The following is a 20,779-nucleotide window of genomic DNA, read 5'->3' on the forward strand; positions in this document are numbered from 1 at the left end:
TCCTTAGTTCCAGAAACGGTCAATTTGAGCGCGCAGTGCTTCTGCGGTCGCTTTTCCGTTCTCGCCCGCAAGTGCGCGACCTGCGATAAACGTTTTTGCCTTGATGCCTTCAAATAAGTACAAATCTTCTGGCACGATACCGCCTGTAATGGATAGCTCGATACCTAAGTCCGACAATTGACGCATTTTAACTAAGTCTTCTTCAGTCCAACCCACACCCGCAAGTTCTGCATCACGAGAACGGTGATAGATGGCTTGCTTGATACCTAGATCCACCCAAGCTTGGGCATCTTCCATGGTCCAGTTACCATAAATTTCAATTTGAATTTCACCGTTAAACTCATCAGCAACTTTCTTACATGCTCCTATGGTTGCAATATGAGCAGCAGCTGACACCGTGATCCAGTCTGCACCAGTTTCAAATGCCATTTTAGAAAGAATTGCACCACCATCAGTAGTTTTCATGTCGCAAACAAGTACATGCTCAGGGTGGTTCGCTCTTAGTGTTTTTACTGCATTCATTCCTTCTGCAAACGCGAGAATGGTGCCTACTTCAATCACATCCACAAAGCTCTCTACATTGTTTGCTACTTCAATCGCTGCAGATAGATTGGTTTGATCTAGAGCGATTTGAATCATTGGTTTAGTCATCTTACTTATCCTTTAATTTTTTCACGTATTAAACGGGCAAGGCCGTCTTCGTTGTTATTCGTTTTGCAGGTGATTTTGGCGCTTTGTTTTACCATCTCATCGGCATTTTTCATGGCGATGCCAAGCCCGGCATACTCAAGCATGGAAATGTCATTGTGGTTGTCACCAGCAGCAATGACATGATGTGCTTCGTAGCCAAGTCCTTTGACATAATCAGCCAATCGTTTACCTTTGCTATTCCCTTGAGCGGCAAAATCAATACGATTGGACCAAGAGCGCTCACCATTAAAATTGCGCTTTATCCAAGAGTGTTCTGAGAGACGCTGAACCGAACTCGGCGCGCCCTCCACCACAAATTTCCACACATAGTCAGTCTGTTGTGCCAATTGGCTGAACGAATCTATCTTGCGTATTTGTGGCTGATGCTGCTTCGGAAATTGCATTGCCCAAGACTCCAGCGCTTGCATATAAGCAATAGGGTTGGCTCGGCTGTACGTCATCTCATGAGTTACGTACATCACCATTTTCATTTGAAATTCAGTGGCTAGTTCAATGAACTTCAACGCATTGTCTTTATCGATAGCGTTGTGTTCTACTACCTCATCTCGTTGGTAGTCATACACATAGGTACCATTGCAACATATGATTGGCGTCGTCAGCTCTAGCTCATCGTAAAATGGCTTTGCTGCGGTATGGTGTCGGCCAGTAACAATGACGACATGACATTGCGTTCGAGCCATGTGGATAGCAGATTTCACCTCTGGGTGAATCGTGTGGTCATCCGTTAATACCGTGCCATCTAAATCAAGAGCTAGTACTTTATACATAGGCTTACCTCTGGCCGTAATAGGCGTTCTCACCATGCTTACGCAGGTAATGCTTGTCTGACAGTTCTGGTTGAATCTTGATGCCGCTATTGAGAGAACGTGTCGCTAATGCCATCGCCGAGATTTCTTCAAGCACGACAGCGTTGTGCACCGCATCGTGACCATCTTTGCCCCAAGAAAATGGCGCATGTCCAGCTACAATCACACTTGGAATCGACATCGGTTTGATATTGCGTTGGTTAAATTCCTCCACTATCACCAAGCCAGTATTGCGCTCGTACTCCCCTGCGATCTCCGCTTTAGTTAGCTTACGCGTACAAGGAATGTCGCCGTAAAAATAGTCTGCATGGGTCGTACCCAGTGACGGGATATCAATGCCCGCTTGAGCCCAAATAGTAGCGCTGCGTGAGTGGGTATGAACGATGCCACCAATTTCCGGAAACGCTTTATAGAGTTCAACATGCGTATCGGTATCACTGGATGGATTGAGCGACCCTTCCACTCGGTTGCCATCAAGATCAATCACTACGATGTCATCCACCTTCATGTCATCGTATTCAACGCCAGATGGTTTAATCGCAATAACGCCACGTTCGCGGTCAATTTCAGAGACATTGCCCCAAGTAAACGTCACTAGTCCATATTTTGGTAATGCGAGATTGGCAGCGAGAACTCGTTGTTTTAGTGCTTGATACATAACGCCTCCGTTAAGCCATCTCAGCGGCTAAGGCTTCATCGATAACGCGGTAGATGTCTTCTTTTGATTGGCAGCGGCGCAATTTATCGAGATCAACGCCCGTTTCACTGTCTTCATCATCGAGTACCTGGGTAACTTCCATTAAGCCTTCCATATGCTCATCAGACGAACTACCCGCTAAAGTAATCAACACATCGACAGGCTCATCTTCACCTTCGAAATAGACTGGCGTGTTCAGAGTCACTAGTGCAAACGCGGTTTTAATCACACCGTCTTCTGGTCTCGCATGAGGAAGTGCAAGATTCGGAGCGATACAGATGTAAGGACCTAATTTTTCTACACTACTGATGATGGCCTCATGGTAAGAGGGCTTGATAGCGCCAGAGGCAATAAGCATGTCGGTACCAATGGTAATCGCTTCACGCCAATCACCCGCATGAGCGTGCAATTTGATAGAGTTGTTTTCGATTAGGGATTGCTTCAGAGCCATGATTTATCTCCTTCATCGGGCCAATCATTACGCTGGCCCTTTTTGGTGTGTCGTTGTTATTTTTGTGTTGCGAAGTTGGTGTTTATGATGTCGAGTAGCTCATCACCAAATGAATTTGGGTTAAGCATGTTTTGTACACCCAGCACAAACTTGCCATCGCCTGGATCCATCTCAGCAGAAAGGTGCTTAGATGAAACGATGATGTCGGTAGATGCGAGTTTCGATTTGTAGTCAGACACGGCACATGAATCCATCACGTGGGGTATGCCTTTCTTCTCAAGATACTTGCCAATCTTCATCTTCATCATCATTGATGAACCTTGACCGTTACCGCACACAGCAAGGATGCTTACTGGACGTACACCGTCGCTGGCTTCTACTGCTTTAGCTACAGCTTCAATCACTTCCGGCTCTTCTGTAACCGTTACCGTACCTTGAGCATCTTCTTCTGCACGCAACGCACGTGATGCGTAGAACATGTACACACCAGATAGCGCGACAAGAACGAAGAAGAACAAGTTAGATGCAGATAGACCTTGCATGATTGGTGGGAAAATTAACGCCCAGTCCGCCATACCCATCCAGCCGCTGAACTCAGTGCCTTGTTGGGTGAATAAGTGGATAGCCCAAGCCGAACCCACAACTTCGATGATGCCCATTACGAAACAGATCTTCATTACCGCTTTCCAGCCACCAAAGTGGTTAGCAAACACACCGATCGTTGCGTTAGAGAAGAACATTGGAATGAATCCAGGAATGATCATGATTGGCGCATCAAACGCTAACATCGCAAGAACCGCGACGAACTGACCAATCGCACCCCACATGAAACCAAATACCATTGCGTTTGGAGAGAATGCGTAGATAGCCGCACAGTCAATTGCCAATACCGCGTTTGGAATTACTCGCTCAGAAATACCTTTGAAAGCTTCTGACAGCTCAGCGACAAACATACGAACACCGGCAACAATAACCTGAATCGCTACCGCAAACTTAAGACCAGTCTCAAGGATGTAGATTGTCCAGTGCGTGCTTCCAGCCATGGTTTGTAGGTTATCGAGGCCAAATGAAAGAAGGATAATACCGAAGAAAACCGTCATCACGATCGCTGTTGCCGCGATGCTATCGTGGAATATGTGCAACCATTTAGGCAGTTCTAATTGGTCAACGCTATCATTTTTGTCACCCAGTTTTGGTGCCACTTTGGTAGCAATCCAAGAAGCAACCTGTTGTTGGTGACCAATTGAGAACCCAGCGCCACCGGTGACGGCTTCTGTTGGCTTAAACATGATATTGGCGGAGATACCCCAATACAGCGCCATCAGAATTGCTGAATAGATGATCGTTTCCCACATACTAGCACCAAGCACGAAGTAGAATACTGCGATCAAACCCGCTTGTTGGAACATGATATGTCCAGTAAGCATGATAGTGCGAATACCGGTATAGCGGCGGAAAAGAACTAGTAGAATGTTGATGCCGAGTGCTAAAAGAACGGCATAGCCTACCCATGAGTAGTTATCACCCATCGTCTCCATGGTAGCCATCATTGATGTGTATGGGTCAATGACCGAACCGGTGAGTCCGTGGAACTCAGAGAGTTTTTCAATTACGGGTTTGAAACCTGCGACTAAGGTTCCCGCCCCGACTTGTACCAGCATAAAGCCGACAATAGTTTTGATTGTACCTTTGATGATGGTGGTGCCGTCACGTCTGAGTAGCCAGTAACCAATACAAGTTACCAGACCCAGTAGCAGCGGCGCTTTGGTCATTACTTGACTGTAAAATATGTAGAAGATGTCGTATAGAAACTCCATATTCTTGCCCCTTGGTAATGTTTTATATTTATGTGTAGGTCAGAGATTGTCCGTGTCGTTCACTGATGTTCTGTTCAGTAGTTGCTCACAACACAAACATTACCAATCATAAGTAATCATTCAATGCTCATTTATGATTATTTTGATTTTTATCAATTTTCGCGTTCTATAAACTGTATTTTTGCCAACACGATCACACACAAAAACAACAAACTGTTTAATATCAATAACTTAACTATTTTTAGTGATTTACTTAGCACTTTTAGGGCGAGAGAATTTGACAGTCAGCCCTGAGCAAAATAGAATCATTACAAATCAAAAATAATCACCAAGTAATCACTTGATGACAAATTAAGGTGATAACCATGAATGAATTACAAAGACATGATGGAATCTTGTCTCTACTTGATGAAAAGCGAGTCATCAATGTGGCTCACATCATCGAGAACTTCGATGTTTCGCCTGCAACGGCCAGACGGGATATCGCAAAACTAGATGAGCTAGGTAAATTAAGAAAAGTAAGAAATGGTGCTGAACGTATTGAGATTAAGCGTAAGGCTTGGAGCCCGCTCAATATTGATACCACCGATCATTACCACGAAAAATCACGCATTGCAGTGAAAGCAGCCTCCTTGTGTCAACCAGGCGATAGCGTTGTGATTAACTGTGGTTCAACAGCTTTCTTATTAGGACAAGAGCTATGCCAGCAAGATGTGCAAATAGTGACAAACTATTTTCCACTCGCCAGCTATTTAATTAATGAGGATCATGAAGATGTCATCATTATTGGCGGGCAATACAACAAAGCACAGAACATATTTCTTAATCCGTCACCAAACTCTTTAGGCGGATACGCCGGCCACTGGATGTTTACCAGTGGTAAAGGGCTCACTGAAAACGGTTTGTACAAAGCGGATATGTTAACCGCAGTATCTGAGCAGCAAATGGTAGAACAGATCGACAAACTCGTTGTTGTGGTAGATAGCTCGAAAATAGGTAATCGCACTGGCATGCTTTTCTGCCCAGCAGACAAAATAGATATCTTGATTACTGGCAAAGATGCCAACCCTGAAGTGATAGAAGCAATAAGAAGTAACGGCACCGAAGTGCTTCTCGTGTAAATAATTAACTAACCAAGTCCAGAAAAAATACCCAAGTACCTCTTTGCAAAAAGAGGTGCTAGGCACCCTACATCCAAAATTTGACCAATTTATTGAAATAAAAGGTATTGTTATGAGCAACGTAAATGAAATTACTCGTGAATCATGGATTTTAAGCACTTTCCCTGAGTGGGGTACTTGGCTAAATGAAGAGATTGAAAATACTGTCGTAGAGCCAAACACATTTTCAATGTGGTGGTTAGGCTGTACGGGTATTTGGCTTAAGAGTGAAGGCAATACTAACGTTACTATCGATTTCTGGTGTGGTACTGGTAAAAAAACACAAAAGAACCAGTTCATGAAAAACCAGCACCAAATGATGCGTATGGGTGGTGTTGAAGCACTTCAACCAAACTTACGTACAGCAATTTTCCCACTTGATCCCTTTGCGATCAAAGATATCGACGCAGTTATGGCCTCTCACGATCACGCCGATCATATCGATGTTAACGTGGCAGCGGCGGTACTACAGAACTGTGGCGATCATGTAAAATTCATTGGTCCACAAGCGTGTGTTGACCTATGGATGGGCTGGGGTGTTCCAGAAGATCGTTGTATCGTGGCAAAAGTAGGTGACGTTCTTGAAGTGGGCGATATGAAGATTCGCGTTTTAGACTCATTTGACCGCACTGCTCTAGTAACTCTGCCAGAAGGTACTTCTTCGTATGATAAAGAGATCCTAGATGGTATGGATAAACGCGCTGTAAACTACTTGATTGAGACCACAGGCGGTAGCGTATACCACTCAGGTGATTCACACTATTCAAACTACTACGCAGCACACGGTAACGAGTACCAAATAGATGTAGCCCTATTGTCTTATGGTGAAAACCCTCGCGGTGTCACCGATAAAATGACGTCATCTGACATCCTTCGCGCAGCTGAATCTTTAGACTGTGAGGTAGTCATGCCGTTCCACCACGATATTTGGGCTAACTTCCAAAACGATCCTAAAGAAATCGAAGTACTTTGGAATATGAAGAAAGACCGTCTGCAGTACAGTTTTGCACCTTTCTTCTGGCAAGTCGGTGGTAAATACACCTATCCAACAGATAAAGGTCGCATGCACTACCAGCATTTCCGCGGCTTCAAAGACATCTTCAAAAATGAGCCGGAGCTTCCATATAAAGCATTCCTATAAGGCGAACCGGGGGCGATATTCGCCCCTTTTTTTATCTGAAGAAAGGAACATCTGAATGCTGCTAAAGGAATTCAAACATCATTTTGCAAGAGGTGATATTGAAGGGGCAATAGCCCTTAAACCTCGCACGGCAAGGGGCTACTATCTGCTGATTATGAGCTCAAAATGGGGAGTCAACAGCTTCTTAGAAACAGGACGCGATCTCACCCCTCGCGTGTTCATGACAATGAGCGCGCTAATCAATGCCGCAACAGCGATTGGTTTGCAACCTCATCAAGTTGAGGTACAACATGAAGTATAAACTCATCGCCATTGATCTAGATGGAACGCTACTCAATTCACAAGGGGAGATTGATACCCAAACCCAGCAAATAATCCGCTCCATAGCTTCAACAACAAACATCATCTTAACGACAGGTCGCCACCACACCACCGTCGCCTATTATCACCAACTGCTGCAATTGAACACTCCGGCCATCTGTTGTAATGGCTCTTATGTCTACCAGTTCGAAAACCAACAAATTACTTTTGCTGAGCCTGTAGACAAACAGCGAGCGGCGCACTTTGTTTCTCAGTCTGAGTCTCTCGATCTGATTGCTTATGCTGACGACAAAATCTTGCTTTGTTACCAACATCCCGCTAATTACATCTCAAAACTGGAGTCATGGGGCGCCACGCTCGAGCCAAACATCCAGCCCAAAATAGAGCGTGTTACTGATTTCGCGAGCGCGCTGAGCGATTGCAAGCATATCTGGACGTTCGTAACAGAAGGTAGTCCAAATGATATTGATGCCTTTATCTCTGACCCGCTGATTTATGAAAATTTCAGCTACGAACAGTCCTGGTTTAACCGCATTGGCTTTAACAAACAAGGCAATAGTAAAGGCGCCATGCTTTCACGCTTAGCCACTTCGTTAGGCATTGAGCTTGAAGATGTTGTGGCAATCGGCGATAACGACAACGATGTATCCATGTTGCAGTGTGCAGGACTTGGCATTGCGGTAAATAATGCGACAAAGAAACTGAAAAACTGTGCGGATGTGGTAACGAAAGCCTCAAATGACCAAAACGCTATCGTTGAAGCCATAAAGATAATTTCTTAGCACTAGGAGAGCGTTGTTATCAATCGAAGATTGCGATGCTCTGACGACTGACTGCCACCAACTGACCTCTATTGTTCCATATATTAGCCTGAGCATGCGCGTATCCTTGAGCCGCCTGACGAGTATGGGATTGGTAAGCAAACCAATCTTCTGGTTCAACAGGTTGGTGAGGATGGATAAATTCCAAGTTCCACATCATACTGCTCGCAGGTGCCGGCGTTGACATCATTTGCAGTACACCTGGAGGCCATGCGTCGACCAAACAAATAAGATGTGCATCTGTAATCTGTTTTGGAGCTTGCTTGAATCGCATCCAACCCCAAGTATGTGAGTCTTTACTTACGGTAAATGGTAGATGACCTCTAGCCAAAGCAAGGTCTATATGCGAGGTATAATTAGGGGCACCTTGAGCCACATCAGGAAATCTAGGTAGCTCATCCGGCAGTGGCATGATGTGGTTATCGTTGTTGTTAACAATAATATTCGAGTCGCGATCTGCCCCAAAACATCCTTGCTGAAAAACAGCAACCTGACCATTTTGAATCAATCGAGCACTCATCTGAGACACGCTTTTCCCTTCACGCAACACTTCGACTTCAAATGTGAAAGGCACATCGACAAGCAGCGGACCAACAAAATTGGTGTTCAATGAACGCAATACACGTTCACCATTAACTTTGGATTGCATAACGGTATACAACAGAGATGCAGATAAGCCACCAAACACCGTTCTGCCTTGACCCCACGAAGATGGAATGGCCATATGCTCTCCAGTTTGAGCACATTGCTTAGCTTTTTCTAATAATTCATCGAAATGCATGCCGACCACCTCATGTTAACAGATTGTTAGTTAAACGATAACTGGTCGGATAAGATAAATCAACACGAGCCTTATTTTTCTATAACCAAAGTCATATTTGTTATAAAAATAAACATTATTTGTTAAGCACGATAATGATTGACAGATGTAGAACAATTATTCTACCCTATAGGTAGTACAAACATTCTACCTATAGGTTTTATGATGTCCCAACAACAAATAGCCGAGAACCTAGAACGTGCTTTTGCGCAAAAAGGGTTTGCAGAACCGAGTGTTGCTGAGCTAAAAGCACTTTCTGGTGTCAGTATGCGAACGCTTTATAAATATTTCCCTTCTAAAGAAAGTATGGTCGTGGGCGCGCTGGATTATCGTCATCAACGTTATCTATCGTTACTAGAAAGCTGCCACAGTGCCCCTGGCTTAGCTGCCACCTTATCGGCGTTTGATACGCTTAGTCACTGGATGAGACAGAACGCACCAAAAGGATGTCTTTCTGCAAATGCTCTAGCGGCATTTCCTGACAATGCAGAAATTCACTCCGCTGTTGAAACCTATAAACATGCGGTAATTCAACAATTGGCGCAGATAAGTGGTCGTGAAGATTTAAGTCAGGCGTTATATGTACTTCATGAAGGTATCACGGCCGCTTACCCTATCCTGGGAGAAGCTGCCGTGAGTGCCGCTAAAACGGCAGTTAGCGCTCTATTCACAGCGACAACATCAAACAACTAAAAAAGGAAACCACACATGAGTTCAATTATGACTGGCGTTCAGCTCATTGGGCACGGTGACTTAGAACAACTTGTCGTTAAATCAGACATCGCGGTTCCTAAACCAGCCGCTAATGAAGTTCTCATTAAAGTTAGCGCCGCAGGCGTAAACAACACCGATATCAACACTCGTATTGGCTGGTACTCCAAGGGCGATAACGATAGTGAAGACGCAGGCTGGTCTGGCAATGCTCTTTCTCTACCAAGAATTCAAGGTGCGGACGTTTGTGGTCATATTATCGCTGTAGGAGAGTATATTGACGATGCTCGAATTGGCGAACGCGTGCTCATTGATCCTTGCCTTTGGTACGCCGATGGAGAACGCCTTGATCATTTCTGGTACTTTGGCTCTGAGTGTGATGGTGGTTTTGCAGAATATACCGTAGTGGATTCTCGCCAGGCTTACAGTGTAAATTCAAGCTACAGCGACATTGAGCTCGCCTCTTTTCCGTGTTCTTACTCAACCGCAGAAAACATGCTCACCAGAGCATCAGTCACAGCTAATGATACTGTTTTAGTCACTGGCGCATCGGGCGGTGTGGGTTCTGCTGCAGTGCAGTTGGCGAAAGCACGTGGTGCTAAGGTGATTGCAGTAACTAGTGAATCGAAGGCATCAGCCTTACTTGATATCGGTGCCGATAAAACGGTATCACGTGGTGAAAGCTTGGTGGATACATTGGGTAGAAACAGCGTTAGTGTTGTCGTTGATCTCGTTGCAGGTCCTCAATGGCCAGAGTTACTTGAAGTGATGCAACCCAAAGGCCGCTATGCCGTCTCTGGTGCTATTGGTGGCGCGATGGTCGAACTCGACGTTCGAACACTGTATCTAAAAGATCTGTCTTTTTTCGGCTGTACTGGGCTCGAAGATGAGGTATTTCCAAACCTAATCAGCCGAATCGAACACTCACAAATACAACCACTGGTGGGGAAAGTGTTTGCATTATCAGATATCAAACAGGCACAACGGGAATTTGTAGAGAAAAGCCATATAGGGAAAATTGTATTGCAAGTGACACAAGGATAATACTAAAAACAACCAACTATCCAATGATGCCCCCTTACTTTAACAGGTGGGCACCATCTCTTAGTAACAAGACGTTTGATATTGGTTATTTCTTGCGGGGAGGCAACATATCGGTCATAGAGCCTTCCACCAATTCCGCAGCAAAGGCAAAGGTTTCTGCTAGTGTAGGATGAGCATGAACAGTGTGAGCGATATCTTTAGCACGCCCCCCTAGCTCTAACATCGCAGCGGCTTCGTGAATGAGTTCCCCAGCATTTTCTCCACAAATCCCAGCACCTAAAAGCGTACCTGTTTCGGCACAGAAAAGCGCTTTGGTGACGCCATTCGTCGCCCCAACACTCTGAGCTCGACCACTGACCAACCAAGGCACTTTGCCTGTTTGGAATTCTATACCTTGCTGCTTAGCTTCCTTCTCTGTCACACCGACCCAAGCAATCTCCGGACTGGTGTATGCCACCGATGGAATGGCTACAGGATGAAAAGTTGAATCCATACCAGCGATAACCTCTGAGGCCACCTTGCCCTCGTGTGTTGCCTTGTGAGCCAACATCGGTCCTTTGACGATGTCACCGATAGCAAAAATATTAGGGACGCTGGTTTGCATCTTGTCATTCACAGGAATAAGCCCCTGTCTATCAACCTCAATGCCTAGCAAATCCAACCCTAAGTTGGACGTGTTTGGCCTGCGCCCAACAGCCACTAATACGGCATCAAAACACTCGCTTTCTGGTGCTTTCTTACCGTCAAAAGATACCGTTATAGCATCAGTGTCCGCTTCAATGGCAGTCACCAACGTCTTAGTCAGCATTTGATAGCGCTTCTTAACCGACTTAACTAAAGGTTGAACAATGTCTTTATCTGCTGCAGGAATCACTTGCTCTTGTGCCTCGACAATAGTGATCTGCGATCCCAGTGCTGAATACACTTGTGCCATTTCTAGACCAATAATCCCGCCGCCAATGATCAATAGTTTGTTAGGAATCGTCGTCAGCGCTAGTGCGTCAGTAGAGTCCCAAATCCTCGGATCATTAGGTGCGATAGGAAGTGATACTGAATGTGACCCAGTTGCGATGATGGCATGCTTAAACAAGATTTGCGTTTCTGATTCACCAACCACTGACAGTGCATTGTGTGAGGTAAACTGACCAACACCTTGAACACGTGTTATCTTGCGAGCTTTTGCTAGGTTAGCAATTCCTTTCGTCAGCTCTGATATCGTGTTTTCTTTGTGAGATCGTAAACCGTCAATGTCTATGCTTGGAGTACCAAATGTGATACCCATTTGCTTTCCATGTTGGGCATGTTCAATTAACGCAGCTGCATGCAATAAGGTTTTGGATGGTATGCATCCTACGTTTACACACACGCCACCCAGAGTATCTTGCTTCTCTACTAGACATACAGACAGTCCAAGATCAGCCGCGCGGAAAGCTGCGGTATAACCTCCAGGTCCACCACCGAGTACAACTACATCTACGTTGATAGAATCCACCATCCCTATTCTCCTCATTTTTCAGAAACGTCACTGCCGCAACACGATAAATTCCGTCCAGTATAGATCGTCTAAATGTCTGAGCAGTGTTAATTTTTACTGTTAGGTGACCTGTGTTTAAAACTTCTCTTTATCTGTCACAAATAGTGTTTAGTATGAGCGCTTGTGCACAAACCTAGGACAAACCACTAACTGCTATGAGAATAAAAGCACTGTTATCTTTCACCTTGCTCATCATGACGGGCTGTTCGTCATATCAAATGAATCAGCTTGGCCTTCGCTCCTCATCAGTTAATACCTACCCTAATTACATGGACACAATAGAGCTATGCGAAGTTGCCAACGGCTATCGAGCAACCAACCAAACTCGCATCTCCGTGAGCAGCGAGCAGTGGAAACGCAATCTCACAACTGAACGCTGCGACGAACTGGTAAAAGAACTCTACTTCAGTCGATTCATCCGTAGTATTACCATATCCAAACCCGAAGAAGCAGCGCAGCCTGTCCCAACACCATTACCGGCAAAACCTCAATAGCTTTGTAACGTATGAGTATTATTTTTACCTTTATGCAATAACAACATACCCAGAGCGGCTAGCATCATCACAACGGCGGCCACCGCAAACCCAAGCTCCGTAAGATCGTAGTGAGTCAAATAAGCGATAAGAACATAACTCATACTTTGAATAAAAGTAGAGAGTAACTTCATTCCACCATCTACTCTGCCTCGAACTCTATTATCAATCGTTTCATGCAGCTTATTCACTCTAGCGATTCGATTGGTCGCATTGAATAAGCCAATAAATAGCGCAAAAATAACGATACTAAGTGCTGACATCGAGCTAGCTAGAACACTCAATAACACCGCTAAACCAACAACACTGACAATCATTAGCTGTTCATGTTGAAAACGAGTCAGTAGCTGCGTAATGATAACTCCGCATAACATTGCGCCTAAACCGTAATTGATTTGCCACCAAGCAAACCAGTGGCCTTCAATGTTTTGCTCGGAAAAATAGATAGGCACCAACTTAGACAAGTAAGTCATCATTGGGTAGCTCAGACAGGACAGAGCGACAAACAAGTAAAACATCGGTGAGCGTGAAAATATGGCTTTAGATTCGCTCAGCAGTGTCATAAAAGATACATGCTTGGTCTCGCGTTGCTTTGGTTTGTAATGGATGCTGGCATAGCAAATCATAGCGCTGACAGAAAGTAACATAGCCAACAAGGCAAAGTATTCGATTGACCACAGTTTCAATAACAACACGCCTAAACCGCCTGCACTCAGGGTGGTCATCTGTAGGACGATCTCTTGTTGCCCAGAGATTTTTGCATAATCTGATTTTTTATAGAGTTCTTGTGTGAATGCACCATTTGTCCCCCATGCAAGATCGTTAGTTAACCAAAAAACCAGTTGAGCAACAGCAAGGGACCAAAGTGCATTCGGTTCAATATACCAAGTAAAAACAACGAGTAATGCAGCTAGCGCCTGTAATAGTTGGACCAGTGCTAAGATATGCTTTCGCGAAAAGCGGTCAATAGCAGTAGCAAAGAATGGGGTCGCAAAGAACGATAACGCCGTGCAACATAACGTGAGTATAGCCAAGAATGTACTGTTGTTTCCTTGCGTCAAGATGCTCCATGGGAGCGCCATTAACATCATCCCTGAAGCGATACCATCGAACAGCAGTGCAGAGAGATGTTGCAGCGAAGTCCTTTTCATCATCATTCCTTTATGTTTGTGAGTTGCTTCAATGCTAAAACCTCAACATTACTTGAGGTCAAGCTATACTGAGTGTAAAGGAGAATAAAATGGAATTATCAGTCGGTCAGGTAGCAAAGCGTGCGGAAGTTGCTGTGTCAGCACTGCATTTTTATGAGCAGAAAGGAATGATTTCTAGTTGGCGAAACCAAGGGAATCAACGTCGCTATGACAGCTCAGTCTTGAGGCGTATAGCAGTTATTAAAACAGGACAGCAACTCGGGCTAAGTCTGGAAGAAATTAAAGAGGCATTGTCGGTGCTCCCTATTCAGAGAGCCCCCTCTCAAGAAGAGTGGGAATCTATGGGAAAAAACTGGAAGCGCATATTAGATGAGAAAATTTGGCTAATGACCAAACTTAGAGACGAGCTTGGGGAGTGCATTGGTTGTGGTTGCCTCTCGCTAAGTCGCTGTCGGCTAAGAAATCCTGACGATATATTGGCTCAGCAAGGAAATGGTGCTTTGCTGTGGAAGCAAAGCACCTAAGTCATAGTCTAAGCAAACAAAAAATTTGGTCCTAAACTGCAAGGTCCTCTTCTTTTAGCTTTGGAGCAAAGTGGATAATATGCTTGTTAAAGCTGAATGATGCAGGGCCGTGCGTATTTTTTGTCGTAACCTTTTCTTCGTCAAACGCGACGGTTACACGTGTGTGAGTTTGAACCAAAGACTCTACCGTATTGAGCTCTAACTTAGCAAACAGCTCCAGCTCCAATCTCTCTTTTTCAGCATTGAGTTCATCTAACGCTTCGGTGTTTGAACTATTTAATGCTTCGAGCTCTTTATTCTGTTCTTCCGTTCTTGCTGACTTAGGAACCTTCTTAAGCTCTATTTCGCGTCGGATTGCTTTCATTTTACTTTCTTGAAGCTCGGTATAACGCAGTTGCAGTTGTTCTAGTCCATCTTGATAATTTTGGAACTGCGCAAAAGCTTTTATGTAGGTGGCAGTATCACCTTCCACACCGAGTTGATTACAAACCACTTTGCCACCGACTATTGCTTCTCCACCACTTAAAATCCCTTGTTTCTTCCCAGCGCCAGTCACTAATAAATCACCGCCACACACGATGTCGTTGTTTAGACTATGCACCGTAAAGTGAATATCTCCTTGTGAGCTGATATTGGCAAACTGAGCGTAGTTAGCAACAACATCACCGCCAGACTCAATGAGACAAGATTTGGGTTCACCATCATCAACATTATGTCCGATGATACCTTTACTGACGATGATATCCCCTTTCGACTTCAAAATTGCCGACTCAACAAATCCCCCAACAGTAATGGTCCCTGTCGCAGTCACTTCCATATTGGGTTCAATATTTCCAGAAATCACCACACTACCTTTAAATTTGATATGTCCGGTGGAGATATCCACTTTACTTAAGCAAAGGGCTTCATCAATCTCGACACCCGATGGTTTAATTACCGGCATTCCTGACATCGTAGACAACAATGTATTAGGGTTATCAGCCGAAAACTTGGTCCCTGCACCCGGTTTAAGTGGATTGTCTTTGACTGCTTTGGGAGGGATGATGGCTCCAGTGACTGTGAATCCGTTCTCCCCTTTGATGGCTGGTATTCGTTTCATCACTTGCTCATTTTCACCTACCGTAACAATGGCTCCTAAATCACGCATATCCACTTTGTCACCATCGCCGGTAGCTTGTGGTTTGAGAACACGCTTTTTAGGGTCGGCCACTAAGGGAATAAACTGAGCATCTTTACCTTCTTTTGGCCTTTTTCCTATCGCCACAGGTTGGGTATAGCTCTCACCGGCTTTAAGCTGACGGCTGAGTAACAGTACTTTCTTTAACGCTTTTTTGTTAAGCCCTTTAACTACTCTGGACTCTGTGAGTGATTTGATGATGTCATTAGGCTGAAGTGGATTGCCGCCGTATGCTCCAGTGACTTTAATACTAGCGATCATATCTTGCTCGGTTAGTATCACTTCAGCGCTAGCATCTTTAATTTGGGCAATAGTGATACCAGAAAAGGCTTCACCTTTTGCACTTGCTGCACACTTTATGAATTGAGCGACAGCAGATTCGTCAAGAAAGAAATGCTGGGCATTAAGCTCACCCAACATGTTGTTTAGCAAAGAAGCTTCTAATGCCAGACCTTGCTCATACTCACTCGGTAATTGGGCAATAACTTCATTACCATTTGACGATATTTTGAGAACACTTTTCCACATGATGGCTAGACACTTCCTTATGCTCTGTACACAAGCTCAAACTGAACAATGTGATCATGCTTCAACAATTGTAATTATCTTAATGCAGTCTCAGTAGTGAGACTATGTTCAATATCGAAAACTCCGGTTGGCGTCACGGTAATTCGGTTGGTTCTTTGACTCTGATTCAACTATGAATATGTAGTAGATAAGAGAGAATTGAGTTTGAGTTTGATGAAGATTTACAGTGTAAAAACAGGATTCCGGCAATTTACACTGTAAACGTCGCTGGCTTTGTTTACAGTGTAAATCCAAGGCGAAAGAAGTTTAAGTCAATTTACACTGTAAACGTTCCATGAGTGAACAGAGTTCCAGCCTGAATTGAGCTTCAGCTTGTTTACGTCCAGCTAGGCTCAATTGATGGACTACGTGTTCCCAAGACCATTCTTGCAACACGACGGCCGTGACAATCGGACTCTCAACATCTAATGAGGCATTTACTAGAGACACCATGAAGTCGAACAAATCGCTACGACTGGAAACCAATGAGTTGCCACCTCTTGAGTACAGAATGGCGAGCTTGGATGGCAACGCTGCGCTTTTACCTATCATTGAACTCGAAAATAACGACCATGCTAGCGATGGATGAATATCCCGATTGACTGTTCTCAATTGATAAACTAGATTTCGACTGAACTGTTGCTTAGCCTGAGAAAGCCAATCTTCGCTATTTCTAGATGTTGGCAAAACCAAAGTAAGACTATAGGTACCACTGGCTTTATCCTTAGCACTGCCCAGTTTAAGCGGAACGAATTGGTTGCTTTGCCAGAATCTAAACAGCTCTGTCGTTACTCCAAAGCTGGTGGCAAGGTAATCTACCTGATCACCTATTTGTAGTCTCAAACGACGCAGCATCTCAGAGCCGACACCGGAGGATTGTAATAGAGGATGAACCGCTATTCGCATCACTCTGCCACAACGTTGCGTTGCAGGCTCTGATAGAGCAAGGTGATTGGCTAGCTCAACAGGCGCCAAGTTACCCGGCGGGCGAGACTGTCCTAGTTGGACTCTCTCAACGATATCAAAAGACAAATCCCCTTCCCTATTTAAGAGTACGGCGCCGATAACCTGACCATCGTAACTCATGGTATAAAGCGTCATTGTTTTTGACGAGAGCAATAACATCAGATCATTAGGAGAAGTCTGGTAGTGCGCATTAACGAGTAAAGCAAAGGCTTCAGACAATATTGACTCGTTATTGCTACAATCATCTGTTGCCACTGAACAAAAAGACCAACGCTTTGAGTCAAACGAATCAAACTTAGCGTCATTTGCCAACTGTGTTAGCTCAGCTTGTAATAGAAACGCACCGGCGCACCACTTTTCTAAAGCATCGTTTTGGGCCCATCGAATCGGCTGCTGCATATGATGCAGTTTGGTTCCTTTACGCTCCTTCTGAAGCCAAGGAAGGAACTTAAGACTAAACCCTCTTCCACATCCTTCATAACCGTGAACGGTCGAACTGATAACTAGACGATGATAATGAGCAACAATAGTTTTTAACAGAGGTACTGGAATCGCAGCAGCTTCATCTACAAACAATAAATCGCAGACAGGCATTGACTTTATCAGCTCATCTGGCGAAACAAACTCAATAGATGACGAAGCGCTTTGTTCTATCTGACTGAAATCAAATACAGGCTGAACAGCAGCTTTGCTTGGCGCAGTGACTAGGATTCGACACGGACGTGATGCGGCTATTCTTGCCGCCGCTAGTCCGAGGGCACTGCTTTTGCCACGCCCTCGATCGGCAGTAATAACCAAAGGACGTTTTCTATGTCCCGTAAGGACTCGCTCGATGGCCTCGATGGCCTCGTTTTGTTCTACATAAATATTGCTACTCTCACGCGCCTGGTGTTGATTTTGCCAATAAGCCAAATCATTAATCAGGTTGCGGCTTGATTGTTTCAGTCGAGGTAGCAAAGCGAGGTGTCGCTCTAACCAAGGATGTACATCACTTCCATTACTTAACAGAATGAGTACACCGCCTCCTACGAGCGCACCAAGTGCAGCATTAAAACTATTAGCATCAAAATCATCGCTAAGTGTCACGACGAGTAGCTTAACTTCCCTTCCTAGTAGACGTTTTCCTTGTTTAACCGGAATAGCGTCTAGAGAGCCGATAGATTCTCCTCCTAGCTGAAACTTAGAGTCTTTAGGAAAGCGCATCGAGAATTGCTCAATCAATTCATGCTGCCATGCCAGTGAGCCTTCTAAAATGAGCGCACTTCGTTGAAAGCGCTCATCCGCTATTGCATGTTGTTGCTCGAGAAGATGAAGATGTGAGGAAAATAAAGCCGTCATGGGTATCATTGCTGTGGGGACTTACCACAATATTAACACAAAAAAATACCTCGCTATGGCGAGGTATTTTGAAAGTTATTTAGTTCATCTTAGTTTTTATGAACTCTAGGATTTCATCCATTGTTTGGTCATCAACCTTTTTAAGGTTGAGCGCTAAGTTTGGACCTTTGCGAGTGTAACTAGCCCGTCCCTTAACGAGATCAATTTTCGCGACTTTAGCTCTCTTAGGTGGCGCGAGTTCGTGCATCCAGTTCTCTAGGGTTTCCGATACATCTTTGGTAATGCGCGCAACACCTTGAGCACGACTTTTCTGCCACACGTAACCTTCATTCTGGTGACAACGCTCAATCAATTGGTTTTGTTTGTCACCATCAAGCTCGCTAAATTGTTTATGTAGACGCACAATCGTTGGACGCCCTAAATCACTCACGTTAGGGTATGCTTGAAGAAGTTCTAGTGGTAAGTCTGCAGCTTTCAGAGCTCCGCTTACCAATGCTTCGCTACATTGAAACATTTTCGCTAGCGCTTTTTGGTCTTCAGCTTCGCCGCTTTCAAGCTTAGCTAGCATCTCTTTACCTTTTTCATATAGAGACAGCGGCTTATGGGCGTTCGCAACATCAGACAAGAATTTAGCATGGTCGCCATTGATGTTTTCAGCAACGTAAATCAAGAACTCTTTTTGAGCCAGAATACATGACATACGACGACGGCTACCATCAAGAACTTCAATGGTTCCGTCTTTTTGACGGCGACCAACTGCTGGATACTGTTGCCCTTTGTCTCTTAAAGTTGCCAGTACATCAGAGAGTGCGTGCTCGTTTAAGAATGATTGTTCACGTGCATTTTCTTCAAATACGAACGTCTTCGATTCCACTTCATTTGCAGGAATACGCACAAGTTCAAATGAAACTAGCTCTTCACCTGCAACTGATAACTCAATGTATTGGGCTTGTTCCTTGGCTGCGGTTTGCGCTTCCTGAGGGGTAGTTGCACGTCTCTTATTCGCTTTTCCGAAAAGCTTAGCGTTAAGTTCAGAAGTTTTAATAGCCATATAACGTTACCCTTGATTCAATGATGACCAGTTGCTGTGAAGCACTCTTTCTAACTCTAGTGCACTTTTGTGTACTGCGTCTTGTGCTGTCGCCAGCGTTTTTTTACCACCTTCAAAGTCAGAAGCCGTTAAATCAAATACTGTGCTGTAGGTATCTGCGCAAGTTTCAAATGCCCTACTACGAGGAATTGTCGCCATCATAACTTGGTCACCAAGTAGGTAGTTCATCTCCGTTAAGACAGACACTTGTTTTTTATTATCATCTTCAAACATGGTCGGCATCAGACGAACAAATTCTAATCCTTTCCAATCTTCTGGGAACATCTCATAAACAGTCGGAAGGTGCTGGAAGAAATTGACTGTTGAAGCCCAATCTAAACGTTTAGCTGCACATGGAATAAGCAGCGCATTAGATGCATACATAGCGTTCCAAACTAATGGATCAACGTGAGGGCCAGTATCAATCATGATGACGTCGAAATCATCCGCGATTTTGTCAATCAACTTCTCTTTTAGCAGTTTAACAATATCGAGAGATTGGTTTTGAGAAAGGTTTTGCCATGCTTCCGCGTTAAACATCGCATCTTCAGGGAAGGCTGAAATCGTTTTTAGGTTAGGATACTGAGTTGGTAGCAAAACGTTGCGGCGTAAAAAATCAATATCAATATCAGTCCCTTCCGGTACATTTTCTAACATTACATCTACCGCAGAATAGATGTTTTCATGTTCGGAAATACTGATTTGTGGATTCAAGAACAAACGAAGTGAACCTTGAGGGTCCAAGTCAATTAGACAGATACGATAGCGTTTGTCCAAGTTTAGAGCTAGGCAGGCAGCTAGATGAACTGCACTCATAGATTTACCAGTACCACCCTTTTGGTTTTGAACGTTAATAATCCACGGTTTATTATTGGCGCTTTGTTTACGTTCGTGAAATTTAGGTACCGCAGCCGCATCCATCAACATGTGTGCTTCTTGCAATGAAATAGAATAATGATTGGCATTATTCTTAGTAAATTGATGACCATTTGCTTCCATCTTGCTGATGGCATCATCCAGTTTACGACGAGTCAGTCCAGAACGAGTTTCCATCATTGCTTTTGACATTGCTGGAAAGTGATCATCGCTTCGTTCTTCTAATACAATTTCGATGCGATCTGCTTGTACTTGCTGAGTTTGTTCTGCAAGTTGGTAGAGATTATCTATTGTTTGTTCTCTTTTCATACCTAAGTTCCAACCAAGTAACCTAATGATTTAATGTACAGCTATATCGTACATTCACATCAAAAAGCTGTCCACTCACTTAGTGTTGTTTTTTACAATAAATTGACCACATAAAAGCCAAATCGTGATTTTGACTACAAAGCTGATGAAAAATACATCAAATAATCCAAATTATAATGAAGTGAAAGACACAGAAATCTTATCAGATTTTAAG

The 20,779-nt window shown here is 44.1% G+C and carries 20 protein-coding genes; 8 read left to right on the forward strand and 12 right to left on the reverse strand.

The window, feature by feature from the left end:
* Positions 1–3: 3 nt before the first annotated feature.
* The 5 genes from HW45_RS14440 to HW45_RS14460 are packed head-to-tail and all read right to left on the reverse strand — an operon-like array spanning position 4 to position 4,482.
* A complete protein-coding gene (locus HW45_RS14440; RefSeq protein ID WP_038227606.1) occupies positions 4–651 on the reverse strand; it encodes a 3-keto-L-gulonate-6-phosphate decarboxylase UlaD in 648 nt (215 codons plus the stop codon).
* 5 nt (positions 652–656) lie between these two features.
* The gene (locus tag HW45_RS14445; RefSeq protein WP_006069736.1) at positions 657–1,478 is read right to left on the reverse strand and encodes a Cof-type HAD-IIB family hydrolase; all 822 of its coding nucleotides are present in this window, start codon (positions 1,476–1,478) and stop codon (positions 657–659) included.
* Positions 1,479–1,482: 4 nt separating this feature from the next.
* Positions 1,483–2,175 (reverse strand): L-ribulose-5-phosphate 4-epimerase, encoded by a 693-nt coding sequence (locus HW45_RS14450; protein ID WP_006069735.1) that lies wholly within the window; start codon positions 2,173–2,175, stop codon positions 1,483–1,485.
* Between the two features lie 10 nt (positions 2,176–2,185).
* Positions 2,186–2,665, reverse strand: coding sequence for a PTS sugar transporter subunit IIA (locus HW45_RS14455; RefSeq protein ID WP_006069734.1), 480 nt, complete (start codon positions 2,663–2,665; stop codon positions 2,186–2,188).
* A 56-nt stretch (positions 2,666–2,721) separates the two neighbouring features.
* Entirely contained in the window at positions 2,722–4,482 is a 1,761-nt protein-coding gene (locus HW45_RS14460; protein WP_006069733.1) for a PTS ascorbate-specific subunit IIBC, read from the reverse strand.
* A 365-nt stretch (positions 4,483–4,847) separates the two neighbouring features.
* Between HW45_RS14460 and ulaR the strand changes: the two genes are divergently transcribed.
* The 4 genes from ulaR (at position 4,848) to HW45_RS14480 (ending at position 7,886) form a co-directional block, all read left to right on the forward strand.
* On the forward strand, positions 4,848–5,603 hold the full coding sequence (gene ulaR, locus HW45_RS14465) for an HTH-type transcriptional regulator UlaR (RefSeq protein ID WP_038227607.1): 756 nt from the start codon (positions 4,848–4,850) through the stop codon (positions 5,601–5,603).
* A gap of 112 nt (positions 5,604–5,715) precedes the next feature.
* The gene (gene ulaG, locus HW45_RS14470) at positions 5,716–6,783 is read left to right on the forward strand and encodes an L-ascorbate 6-phosphate lactonase (protein ID WP_006069731.1); all 1,068 of its coding nucleotides are present in this window, start codon (positions 5,716–5,718) and stop codon (positions 6,781–6,783) included.
* Positions 6,784–6,838: 55 nt separating this feature from the next.
* The gene (locus HW45_RS14475; protein ID WP_006069730.1) at positions 6,839–7,084 is read left to right on the forward strand and encodes a hypothetical protein; all 246 of its coding nucleotides are present in this window, start codon (positions 6,839–6,841) and stop codon (positions 7,082–7,084) included.
* Positions 7,074–7,886, forward strand: a complete 813-nt coding sequence (locus HW45_RS14480; protein WP_051868094.1) for a Cof-type HAD-IIB family hydrolase — start codon at positions 7,074–7,076, stop codon at positions 7,884–7,886. Before HW45_RS14475 ends, HW45_RS14480 begins: the two co-directional genes overlap by 11 nt.
* Positions 7,887–7,905: 19 nt before the next feature.
* Here HW45_RS14480 and HW45_RS14485 read toward each other — a convergent pair whose 3' ends face one another.
* Positions 7,906–8,706, reverse strand: a complete 801-nt coding sequence (locus HW45_RS14485) for an acyl-CoA thioesterase (protein ID WP_038227608.1) — start codon at positions 8,704–8,706, stop codon at positions 7,906–7,908.
* 204 nt (positions 8,707–8,910) lie between these two features.
* On the opposite strand from HW45_RS14485, the gene HW45_RS14490 reads away from it, so the two are divergent.
* Both HW45_RS14490 and HW45_RS14495 read left to right on the forward strand, forming a co-directional pair.
* Positions 8,911–9,438, forward strand: coding sequence for a TetR/AcrR family transcriptional regulator (locus HW45_RS14490; protein WP_038227609.1), 528 nt, complete (start codon positions 8,911–8,913; stop codon positions 9,436–9,438).
* A gap of 15 nt (positions 9,439–9,453) precedes the next feature.
* Entirely contained in the window at positions 9,454–10,500 is a 1,047-nt protein-coding gene (locus tag HW45_RS14495) for an alcohol dehydrogenase family protein (protein ID WP_038227610.1), read from the forward strand.
* A gap of 85 nt (positions 10,501–10,585) precedes the next feature.
* On the opposite strand, the gene lpdA is transcribed toward HW45_RS14495, so the two are convergent.
* Positions 10,586–11,995, reverse strand: coding sequence for a dihydrolipoyl dehydrogenase (gene lpdA / locus HW45_RS14500; protein WP_038227611.1), 1,410 nt, complete (start codon positions 11,993–11,995; stop codon positions 10,586–10,588).
* A 194-nt stretch (positions 11,996–12,189) separates the two neighbouring features.
* Here lpdA and HW45_RS28390 point away from each other — a divergent pair, with 194 nt between their 5' ends.
* Positions 12,190–12,528 (forward strand): hypothetical protein, encoded by a 339-nt coding sequence (locus HW45_RS28390; protein WP_006069724.1) that lies wholly within the window; start codon positions 12,190–12,192, stop codon positions 12,526–12,528.
* Here the strand turns inward: HW45_RS28390 and HW45_RS14510 are convergent.
* Positions 12,522–13,718: an MFS transporter gene (locus HW45_RS14510; RefSeq protein ID WP_038227612.1), complete on the reverse strand. Its 1,197-nt coding sequence runs from the start codon at positions 13,716–13,718 to the stop codon at positions 12,522–12,524. The genes HW45_RS28390 and HW45_RS14510 overlap by 7 nt on opposite strands.
* An 89-nt stretch (positions 13,719–13,807) precedes the next feature.
* Here HW45_RS14510 and soxR point away from each other — a divergent pair, with 89 nt between their 5' ends.
* Entirely contained in the window at positions 13,808–14,242 is a 435-nt protein-coding gene (soxR, locus tag HW45_RS14515; protein WP_038227613.1) for a redox-sensitive transcriptional activator SoxR, read from the forward strand.
* 31 nt (positions 14,243–14,273) lie between these two features.
* On the opposite strand, the gene HW45_RS14520 is transcribed toward soxR, so the two are convergent.
* The 4 genes from HW45_RS14520 to HW45_RS14535 all read right to left on the reverse strand — a co-directional run bounded on the left by HW45_RS14520 (position 14,274) and on the right by HW45_RS14535 (position 20,565).
* The gene (locus tag HW45_RS14520) at positions 14,274–15,947 is read right to left on the reverse strand and encodes a DUF342 domain-containing protein (RefSeq protein WP_038227614.1); all 1,674 of its coding nucleotides are present in this window, start codon (positions 15,945–15,947) and stop codon (positions 14,274–14,276) included.
* Between the two features lie 306 nt (positions 15,948–16,253).
* Positions 16,254–18,290: a GNAT family N-acetyltransferase gene (locus tag HW45_RS14525; RefSeq protein WP_038227615.1), complete on the reverse strand. Its 2,037-nt coding sequence runs from the start codon at positions 18,288–18,290 to the stop codon at positions 16,254–16,256.
* 79 nt (positions 18,291–18,369) lie between these two features.
* Positions 18,370–19,341 carry a ParB/RepB/Spo0J family partition protein gene (locus HW45_RS14530; protein WP_038227616.1) on the reverse strand — a complete coding sequence of 324 codons (972 nt, stop codon included), beginning with the start codon at positions 19,339–19,341 and terminating at the stop codon, positions 18,370–18,372.
* A 6-nt stretch (positions 19,342–19,347) separates the two neighbouring features.
* The gene (locus tag HW45_RS14535; protein WP_006069718.1) at positions 19,348–20,565 is read right to left on the reverse strand and encodes an AAA family ATPase; all 1,218 of its coding nucleotides are present in this window, start codon (positions 20,563–20,565) and stop codon (positions 19,348–19,350) included.
* Between the last annotated feature and the right edge of the window lie 214 nt (positions 20,566–20,779).

Origin of the sequence: Vibrio sp. ER1A, assembly GCF_000733315.1 — a bacterium.
GTDB classification, from domain to species: Bacteria; Pseudomonadota; Gammaproteobacteria; order Enterobacterales; family Vibrionaceae; genus Vibrio; species Vibrio mediterranei.